This is a genomic window from Longimicrobium sp. (assembly GCF_036554565.1).
Lineage (GTDB): Bacteria > Gemmatimonadota > Gemmatimonadetes > Longimicrobiales > Longimicrobiaceae > Longimicrobium.
The window spans coordinates 1-7,697 of record NZ_DATBNB010000157.1; the positions used below are offsets into that span (position 1 = coordinate 1).

A 7,697-nucleotide genomic window follows, 5' to 3' on the forward strand; every position below is an offset into this window, starting at 1 on the left:
TACCACGGTGTGTAACCGGAGAGAATGGGGTCGCTGCTCGGCTGGCTCAGCGGGCCGGCCGACATGCTCATCACGTGCTGAAAGGTCGCCTTCATGGTGAACCCGGCCGTGGCCACCTGCACCGTCAGCTGGTCGTACGAGCTCTCGCCGCCGCCGAAGAAGCTGAAGATGCCGTCGTCCGTTTCGCTGGCCCATGCATGGCTGGTGTCCGACGACGCGGTGGCGGTGTTGAGCGTGACGGTCGCGCCGGGGGCGGTGGGGAGCGCCGCCTGCACGCCGGCGTAGGTGCCGTTGTAGGCGAAGCCCTGCCCCGACGCCTTGGCCGCCAGGTACATGTTGACCGCCGTGGCGAGGGCCCCGTTCTGGATCTGCGCGAACGCCGTCTTGGCGGCCTGCGCGGTGCCCGGGTCGGGGAGGTGGAGCGAGGCCCACTGGTTGAAGATGGTCGTGGCGTCGGTCGCGGCGCCCGAGTAGCTGTTGAAGTACGTCAGCCACCTGGCGTAGTAGTCGCCCATGATCTGCAGGAAGGTGCCGGCGCTCTGCGGCTTGAGGCTCATGATCACCCCGCCGTAGTCCTGCGAGAGGCTGTTGAGCTGCGACGCGTTGAAGCTGTGCGCGAGCGCCGTCGGCGGGACGGCGTCGAAGTAGCTCCACAGGGCCGCCGAGGAGTTGCCCAGCGGCGCGTTGGCCTGGATGAGCTGGAAGGTGTTGGGATCAAGACCCAGCCCCGCCACCAGCGTGTTGTACCACTGCGCGGTGAGCGTCTGCATGGCCTGCTGTCCGGAAGTCTCGGTAGGCATGATCGTGTCCTCGATGAGTGAAGGTATGTGTCGGTCTGGTGACGTGCGGTGGAGTCCGTGCTGCCCGGGGCAGCCGTTGGGGTGTCGCGGAAGAGGCATCGTCGCGGGCTCCGGCCTCGAGGGAGAGTCGACGTGGGTGTGTGTCGTGAGGTCGCACTCTCCGCCTGCCGGGGCGATGCTGTCCTCCCGCGGATGGGGCGGGCTCCGGGCTCTCGTGCACATGGATCGGATCGGTAGCGGGGGAAAAGAAGGACGGCATCTGCCCGTCCACGAAGGGGGAACGCTTGCGGCGTCCCCGATACGTGAACACATTGTAAATCATTGAGATCAACCCGGTTTCATGCTGTCTATCATCCCCCAGGTTGAGACCCTCGATGCCCCCTCCCTTTCGCCTGGAACTGCTCGGAGACCCGGCCTTTTCAGGCCCGAATGGGCCGGTTCGCGGACGCGCCGCGCACAAGCGGCGGGTGGCGCTGCTGGCGATCCTGGCGGTGGCGCGGGGGCGCCCGGTGGGGCGGGAGCGGATCATCGGGCTGCTGTGGCCGGAGCTCACCACCGAGGCGGCGCGGCACAACCTATCCGAGTCGCTGTACGTGCTGCGCAAGGAATTGGGGGAAGGGAGCGTTTCGGCCCCGGCGGCGGGCGACGTGGCCCTGAACCCCGAGGCGGTGGCCAGCGACGTGGCCGAGTTCCAGGACCGGCTGGAGGCGGGGGACGCGGAGGGCGCGGCGGCGCTGTACCGCGGCCCGCTGCTGGACGGCTTCTTCGTGGGCGACGCGCCCGAGTTCGAGCGCTGGATCGACGGCGAACGCGACCGGCTGGCGCGGATGCACGCCACCGCGCTGGAGGGGCTGGCCCAGGCGGCGGAGGATGAGGGTAGCGCCATCCGCGCCGTGGACTGGTGGCGCCGGCTGGCCGCGCACGACCCGTTCAGCTCGCGCACGGCGCTGCGCCTGGTGCGCGCGCTGGACGCCGCCGGCGAACGCCCCTCCGCCCTTCGCGCGGCCGAGACGCACGCGGCGATGCTGCGCGAAGAACTGGGGGTGGATCCGGACCCGGACCTGCTGGCGCTGGTCGTGCGCCTGCGTGCCGATCCCCCGCGGGCCGCCGCGCCCGTGCCCCCCCTGGCGCACCGGCCGGCCGCGGAGCCGTCCCCTCCTCCGCCCGTCGACCCGTCGCCCGCCATCGATCCGCCCCAGCCCACCGCCTCCCCTTCCGCCACCGCCGCCCCTTCCCATCCCGCATCTCCCGCGTCACCCCCGGATGAACCGGAACCGGTGGATGACGTGGATGCTGCGGGTCAGGCGTTCCGTGCGGACGCGACGGTCGATCCGGACGAAGCCTCAGAGGGAGCGAGGCCGGCGGATGCGTCCGGCGCGGCATCGATCCCATCCGCGCCCTTCGCCGCGGAGGCGGCGGACGCCGCACCGGTCGCGCCCCCGTCCGCCGTCCCGGCACCGGCGGACGCGCAGGCGCCTTCCCCCGTCGCAGTGCCCCTCGCGGCCCGCCGCCGCACCCCCGCCCCGTATGCGGCCGTGGGCGGAATGCTGCTGGGGCTTCTGCTGGCCCTGCTCACCGGCTCGTCCATGCAGACCGGGCAGAACGACGATGCGCCGCGGTACGACCCGCGGCGCATCGCCGTGCTGTACTTCGAGGACCTGAGCCCCGGGGGCGAGCTGCAGTACCTGGCCGTGGGGCTGACGGAGCGGCTGATCCACGAGCTGGGCCAGGTGGGCGCGCTCGACGTGGTGTCGCGCGGCGGCGTTCGCCCGTACCGCGACGGGGCCGTGCGCTTCGACAGCATGGCCGCCCAGCTGCGCGTGGGAAGCGTGGTGGAGGGCACGCTGCAGCGCTCGCGCGACAGCGTGTGGGTGACGGTGGCGCTGGTGGACGCCAACACGCAGCGCCAGCTGCAGAGCCGGGTGATCGGCAGGCCGCTGGGCGACGTGGTGGCGCTGGAGCGCGCCGTGGCCGCCGAGGTGTCGGCCGCGCTGCGCAGCCGGCTGGGCCAGGAGGTGCGGCTGCGCACCGCCGCGGCGGAGACGGAAAGCGCCGAGGCGCGGGAGCGGGTGCTGATGGCGGAGCAGCTGCGCCGCGACGCGCGCGCCATGGCCCGCAGCCCCGACACGCTGGACACCGGCTCGGCCGCCCGCCTGCTGCTGCGCGCCGACTCGCTGGCGGCGCGCGGCCAGGCGGCCGACCCGCGCTGGGCGCAGCCCACGCTGCTGCGGGGGTGGGTGGACATCGACCGCGCCGGCTTTGCCCGCGGCGGCGCCCGCAACGCGCGCCTGCGGTCCGCGCAGCGGCACGCGGACGCGGTGCTGGCGCAGGGGCGGGGCTCCCGTGCCGAGGCGCTGGAGCTGCGAGGCACCGCCGTCTACCGGCTGGCGCTGGAGGCGTCGGACACGGTGATGCAGCGCGTGTGGATGGACACGGCCGAAACCAACCTGCGCGCCGCCACCGCGGCCGCACCGTCGCGCGCCAGCGTGTGGAGCACCCTCAGCCAGCTGCTGCGCATCCGCGGACGCCTCGCGGAAAGCGAGATGGCGGCACGGCGCGCCCTGGCCGCCGACGCGTACCTGGACGACATGGCCGCCATCCGCCACCTCCTGTACTTCAGCGGGCTGTGGCGGGGCGACTACGCCCAGGCGCACGAGCAGTGCGAGCTGGGAGCCGCGCAGTTCCCCGCCGACCGCCGGTTCACCGAGTGCCGCCTGACCCTGCTGCGAAACGACCGCACGCGCCCCGCCGACGCGGCGGCGGCCTGGCGCCTGGTGGCCGAGCTTGACCGCATCGACCCGCCGGCACGCGCCCGCGCGCAGAACCGCGTCTACGGGCCCATCTACCGGCGGATGGTGGCCGCCGCGGTCTCTGCCCGCGCCGGCGACGCGGACAGCGCCCGGGCGGTGGTGGCCCGGGCGCGAAGCGAGGTGGGCGCCCACCCCGCGCTTGCCCACTCGCTGAACTACGAGGAGGCCTGGGTGCGGCTGATGCTGGGCGACACCGCGGGCGCGCGCACGCTGGTGGACCGCATGCTGGCCTACCGCCCGTCCATGCGCGAATACCTGCTGCGCGACCCGCTCATCGTTGCGCTGGCCTACCGGCCCTGAGCGCGGTGGGAATGGCGCACCCGTCGTACGTGGCCGCCGGGGTACAGCGCTGCCAGCCTGGACACGAAGATGGGGTCTGCTTCAGGCTCACCCACGAACTCCGAGCTGGGCAGGTGCGCCACGGCAAAGGGCGTCTCGCCCTCTATCCTCCCCTCGCCGCCTTCCGCGCTTTCGGGCAGCAGCACGCCCAGCACCGCCTTCGCCATCTCCGGGCCCCTGTCGCCGTACACCGACGCATAGTACGGCACCAGGAACTTCTCCACTGCCGACACGCTCCAGAACACCGCGTCCGCCGCGAACGTCCCGCCCGGGTGGAACCCTTCCTCAGGCACCGTGACGCTCATCAGGTTCACGCACTTGTCCTCCTCGACGCCGATCGAGGCGAACCGCACCGTCGAAGTCGGATCCTTCGGAGTAGGATCGCAGTGGATGACCACCGTGTCGTCGTCCTCCTGCACCGGGGTTCTGGACGGGCAGATTACCGGGTCGCCGTCGCGGATGACGAAGTACAGGTCGTCGCCGCGCATGCCGCTGGCGGTTTCGGCGATTTCGCGGAGGATCTGAAAGGTGACCTTCGGCTTGGGCATCGGTATCTCTCTGTGGCGGGGAGTGAGCGCGGCGCGCACCCTGCCGCGCACCGTCACGATCAAGCTACCGCCGGCCCGTCAACGCGCTCTCAGCCCGGGGGTTGATGCCGGCAATGGGAGGGAATCGGCTGGCCAGCGCGGCGACATCGGAGCGAAGACCGGACGCGCTTCCGGTTGCGCGTCCGCACCTGCGCGCTACCTTCCGGGCCGCAGACGGACCCGTGGACCCCTCTACCGCCAGGACAGGAACGTGAATCAGCCGCGCGTCGGCATCATCATGGGAAGCCGCTCGGACCGCGAGACCATGCAGGAGGCCGCGCGCGTCCTGGACGAGCTGGGGATCGCGTACGAGATGCAGGTCGTCTCCGCGCACCGCACCCCAGACCTGATGTTCCGCTACGCCGAACAGGCCGAGGGCCGTGGCATCCAGGTGATCATCGCCGGGGCCGGCGGCGCCGCGCACCTGCCGGGGATGACGGCCGCGAAGACGGTGCTCCCCGTCATCGGCGTCCCCGTGCTCTCGTCCACCCTCAACGGGCTGGACTCGCTGCTCTCCATCGTCCAGATGCCCAGGGGCGTGCCCGTCGCCACGGTCGCCATCGGCAAGGCGGGCGCGGCCAACGCCGGGCTGCTGGCGGCGCGGATCATCGGCGCCCACGACGCGGGGCTCCGCGACAAGCTCAGGGCGTACGCGGAGCGGATGGCGGAAGATGCGCTGCGCGATCCGGAGGCGGCGCAGTGACGGCGGACGCCACGGCCCCGTTCCTTCCCGGCGCCACGCTGGGGATGGTGGGCGGGGGCCAGCTCGGCCGGATGTTCGCGCTCGAAGCACGGCGGATGGGGTATCAGGTCGTCGTCCTGGACCCGGGGGAGGACACGCCCGCCGCCCAGTTCTGCGACCGGCACGTCCGCGCCCCCTTCGAGGACTTGGACGCCTGCCTGGAGCTGGCCCGCCTCTCCGACGTGGTGACGCTGGAGTGGGAGAACGCGGACGTCGCCACGCTGCGAGAGATGGAGCGCATCGTCCCCGTCCGCCCCGGGCCGGCGGTCCTCGAGGTGGCGCAGCACCGGGTGAAGGAAAAGGACGCGGCCCGCCGGCTGGGCGTGCTGACCGCGGAGTACCGCGCCGTCGGCACCCGCCAGGAGCTGGACGAGGCGCTGCGCGAGATCGGCGCGCCGGCCATCCTGAAGACGGCGCGGATGGGATACGACGGCAAGGGCCAGGCGGTGATCCGCGGCGCGGGCGACGTGGACGAGGCGTGGAACGCGGTTTCGGCGATGGGGAGCGAGTTCATCCTGGAGGCGATGGTCAGCTTCCGTATGGAGGTGTCCGTCATCTGCGCCCGTTCCGCCACGGGGGAAACGGCGTGCTTTCCCGTGGCGGAGAACGAGCACCGCGGCGGCATCCTTCACCTCACCCGCTGCCCCGCCCGCGTGTCGGACGAGATCGCGGCGGAGGCCATGCGCGTCGCCACGGCGCTGGCCGAGGGGCTGGGCGTGGTGGGCCTGCTGGCGGTGGAGATGTTCGTGGACGCGGACGGGCGCATCCTGGTGAACGAGATCGCCCCCCGTCCCCACAACTCCGGCCACCACACGATCGAGGCGTGCGGGGTGTCGCAGTTCGAGCAGCAGCTGCGCGCCGTCTGCGGGCTGCCGCTGGGCTCCCCCGCCCTGCTGCGCCCCGCGGCCATGGTGAACCTGATGGGCGAGGACGCGGGCACGGGGCTGGGCCGGGCGGGCGTCGCCGACGCGCTGCGGGTGCCCGAAACGTCGCTCCACCTGTACGGCAAGGGCGCGGCGCGCCCGGGCCGCAAGATGGGCCACCTGACGTCCCTGGCCGGCGACGTGGACGAAGCGGCCGCGCGGGTGCTGCGGGGCTGGGAAGCCGCCACCCGCCACGGCTGAACACGCCGCCCTTGCGCCCGGGCACCCGGGGCCGCAATTGTAGGAAACGGCTCCGTCATCTGGTTACGCGCAACGCACCCTCCACCGCCGGCAGGTGTTCCCGCCCGGGGACACGGTTGCCGAAGATGTCCCCGGAACGGCACGGTTTGCCGCACCCGGCCCCCTGAAACAAATGCGCCCCAGCGGCGTAAAGACATACATCGGAACGGCTTGCCGACGCGAGGCCCACCTGGCCCGCCGCTTGCCTTGTTTCGAGGTGGGAAACGACCTGCGGAGGAGCCCATGATCCTTCACTGCAATTTCGAAGAGCTGCGTGCGCTGTCCTCGGGAGGCGAGGCCATCGTCACGGCGGCCGAGGCCTCCTCCACGAGCCCGGTCTCCGCGCCGGCCGAAGGCGTGGCACACGTGGAGCTGCTGCTCCCCCGGCTGACGGGCGACTTCAGCATCGACACGCTCGACGAGCAGCGCCGCGTGCGCAGCGCGGTCGGCCTGATCTGCGACGACCTGCGCACGCGGATGGACCAGAAGGTCATCGAGTTCAACCCCGCGCACGAAGAAGCCGTGGCCCTGTACTTCGACTACGCCCACAGCCGCTCGGTCCTTCACCGGGTGGACGTGATCGGCGCCGAGATGACGGGCATCGTCGACCTGATCACCGGCGGCCACCCGGAGCTCGGCGGAAGCATCACCTTCCCCGACTGACGGCCGCCCGCCGCACAAACCCGAAAGCCCCGCGCCTCGAGAGATGAGGCGGGGGGCTTTCGCATGCCGGTTACCGGGAGGTGCGCTACGGCCGCGGGCGCACCCGCCGCATCTCGAACACGCCGGTTGCGCCGCAGCAGTACGCGCGCTGCTCCCACTGTCCCCGGATCACCTCGCCGTCCGTGGTCCCCCACATCGACACCCCGCCGTGGCTGATCCGCGGGATCAGGTCTACCTCCACCGAGTCGCCGTTGAAGACCTCCCCGACCGCCTCGCGATCGAACGTATCGTTGGTGGGACCCGTGATGGTGGTCGACACGTCCTGCGCGATCCGCCCCCCGAAGAAGGCGGAGAAATCCAGCTCCGAGAGCCCGGCGATCATGTGGACGTACGGGTCCCGCGGCCGACGCGGCCGCCAGGGATCCGGGAGGGTGTCGGCGAACGTGAGGGTCCCCTCGACGACGCTGTCCGTGGGCTCGGGCCCCATCTGCCCACGCTTGTTCATCACGAAGCGCACCTGCCACGTCCCGTCCAACCTGCAGCACGGGGCGGGCGCCCGCGCCAGGGCCACGTCCAGCCGCAGCGTGTCGCCG

7 protein-coding genes are annotated in these 7,697 nt (G+C 72.2%); 4 read left to right on the forward strand and 3 right to left on the reverse strand.

All coding sequences use genetic code 11. From position 1 onward, the window contains the following. Window positions 1-800: hypothetical protein (locus tag VIB55_RS04315; protein WP_331875439.1), on the reverse strand; the 800-nt coding region annotated here is incomplete at its 3' end. 374 nt (window positions 801-1,174) lie between these two features. On the opposite strand from VIB55_RS04315, the gene VIB55_RS04320 reads away from it, so the two are divergent. Next, window positions 1,175-3,910 carry a BTAD domain-containing putative transcriptional regulator gene (locus VIB55_RS04320; protein WP_331875440.1) on the forward strand — a complete coding sequence of 912 codons (2,736 nt, stop codon included), beginning with the start codon at window positions 1,175-1,177 and terminating at the stop codon, window positions 3,908-3,910. Here VIB55_RS04320 and VIB55_RS04325 read toward each other — a convergent pair. Further along, window positions 3,898-4,497 (reverse strand): hypothetical protein, encoded by a 600-nt coding sequence (locus tag VIB55_RS04325; RefSeq protein ID WP_331875441.1) that lies wholly within the window; start codon window positions 4,495-4,497, stop codon window positions 3,898-3,900. The genes VIB55_RS04320 and VIB55_RS04325 overlap by 13 nt on opposite strands. A gap of 277 nt (window positions 4,498-4,774) precedes the next feature. Between VIB55_RS04325 and purE the strand changes: the two genes are divergently transcribed. The 3 genes from purE (at window position 4,775) to VIB55_RS04340 (ending at window position 7,104) form a co-directional block, all read left to right on the forward strand. Next, entirely contained in the window at window positions 4,775-5,239 is a 465-nt protein-coding gene (gene purE, locus VIB55_RS04330) for a 5-(carboxyamino)imidazole ribonucleotide mutase (RefSeq protein WP_414681036.1), read from the forward strand. After that, complete coding sequence (locus VIB55_RS04335; RefSeq protein ID WP_331875443.1) at window positions 5,236-6,402, forward strand: 5-(carboxyamino)imidazole ribonucleotide synthase; 1,167 nt, start codon at window positions 5,236-5,238, stop codon at window positions 6,400-6,402. The genes purE and VIB55_RS04335 overlap by 4 nt, the downstream gene beginning before the upstream one ends. A gap of 282 nt (window positions 6,403-6,684) precedes the next feature. After that, the gene (locus VIB55_RS04340) at window positions 6,685-7,104 is read left to right on the forward strand and encodes a hypothetical protein (protein WP_331074534.1); all 420 of its coding nucleotides are present in this window, start codon (window positions 6,685-6,687) and stop codon (window positions 7,102-7,104) included. Window positions 7,105-7,189: 85 nt separating this feature from the next. On the opposite strand, the gene VIB55_RS04345 is transcribed toward VIB55_RS04340, so the two are convergent. Next, on the reverse strand, window positions 7,190-7,697 hold a 508-nt coding region (locus tag VIB55_RS04345; RefSeq protein WP_331875444.1), incomplete at its 5' end, for a hypothetical protein.

What these genes read in the sequence shown, in the direction of transcription:
- VIB55_RS04320 (WP_331875440.1), top strand. Translation starts at nt 1,175, where the DNA reads ATGCCCCCTCCCTTTCGCCTGGAACTGCTCGGAGACCCGGCCTTTTCA.
- VIB55_RS04325 (WP_331875441.1), bottom strand. Translation starts at nt 4,497, where the DNA reads ATGCCCAAGCCGAAGGTCACCTTTCAGATCCTCCGCGAAATCGCCGAA.
- purE (WP_414681036.1), top strand. Translation starts at nt 4,775, where the DNA reads ATGGGAAGCCGCTCGGACCGCGAGACCATGCAGGAGGCCGCGCGCGTC.
- VIB55_RS04340 (WP_331074534.1), top strand. Translation starts at nt 6,685, where the DNA reads ATGATCCTTCACTGCAATTTCGAAGAGCTGCGTGCGCTGTCCTCGGGA.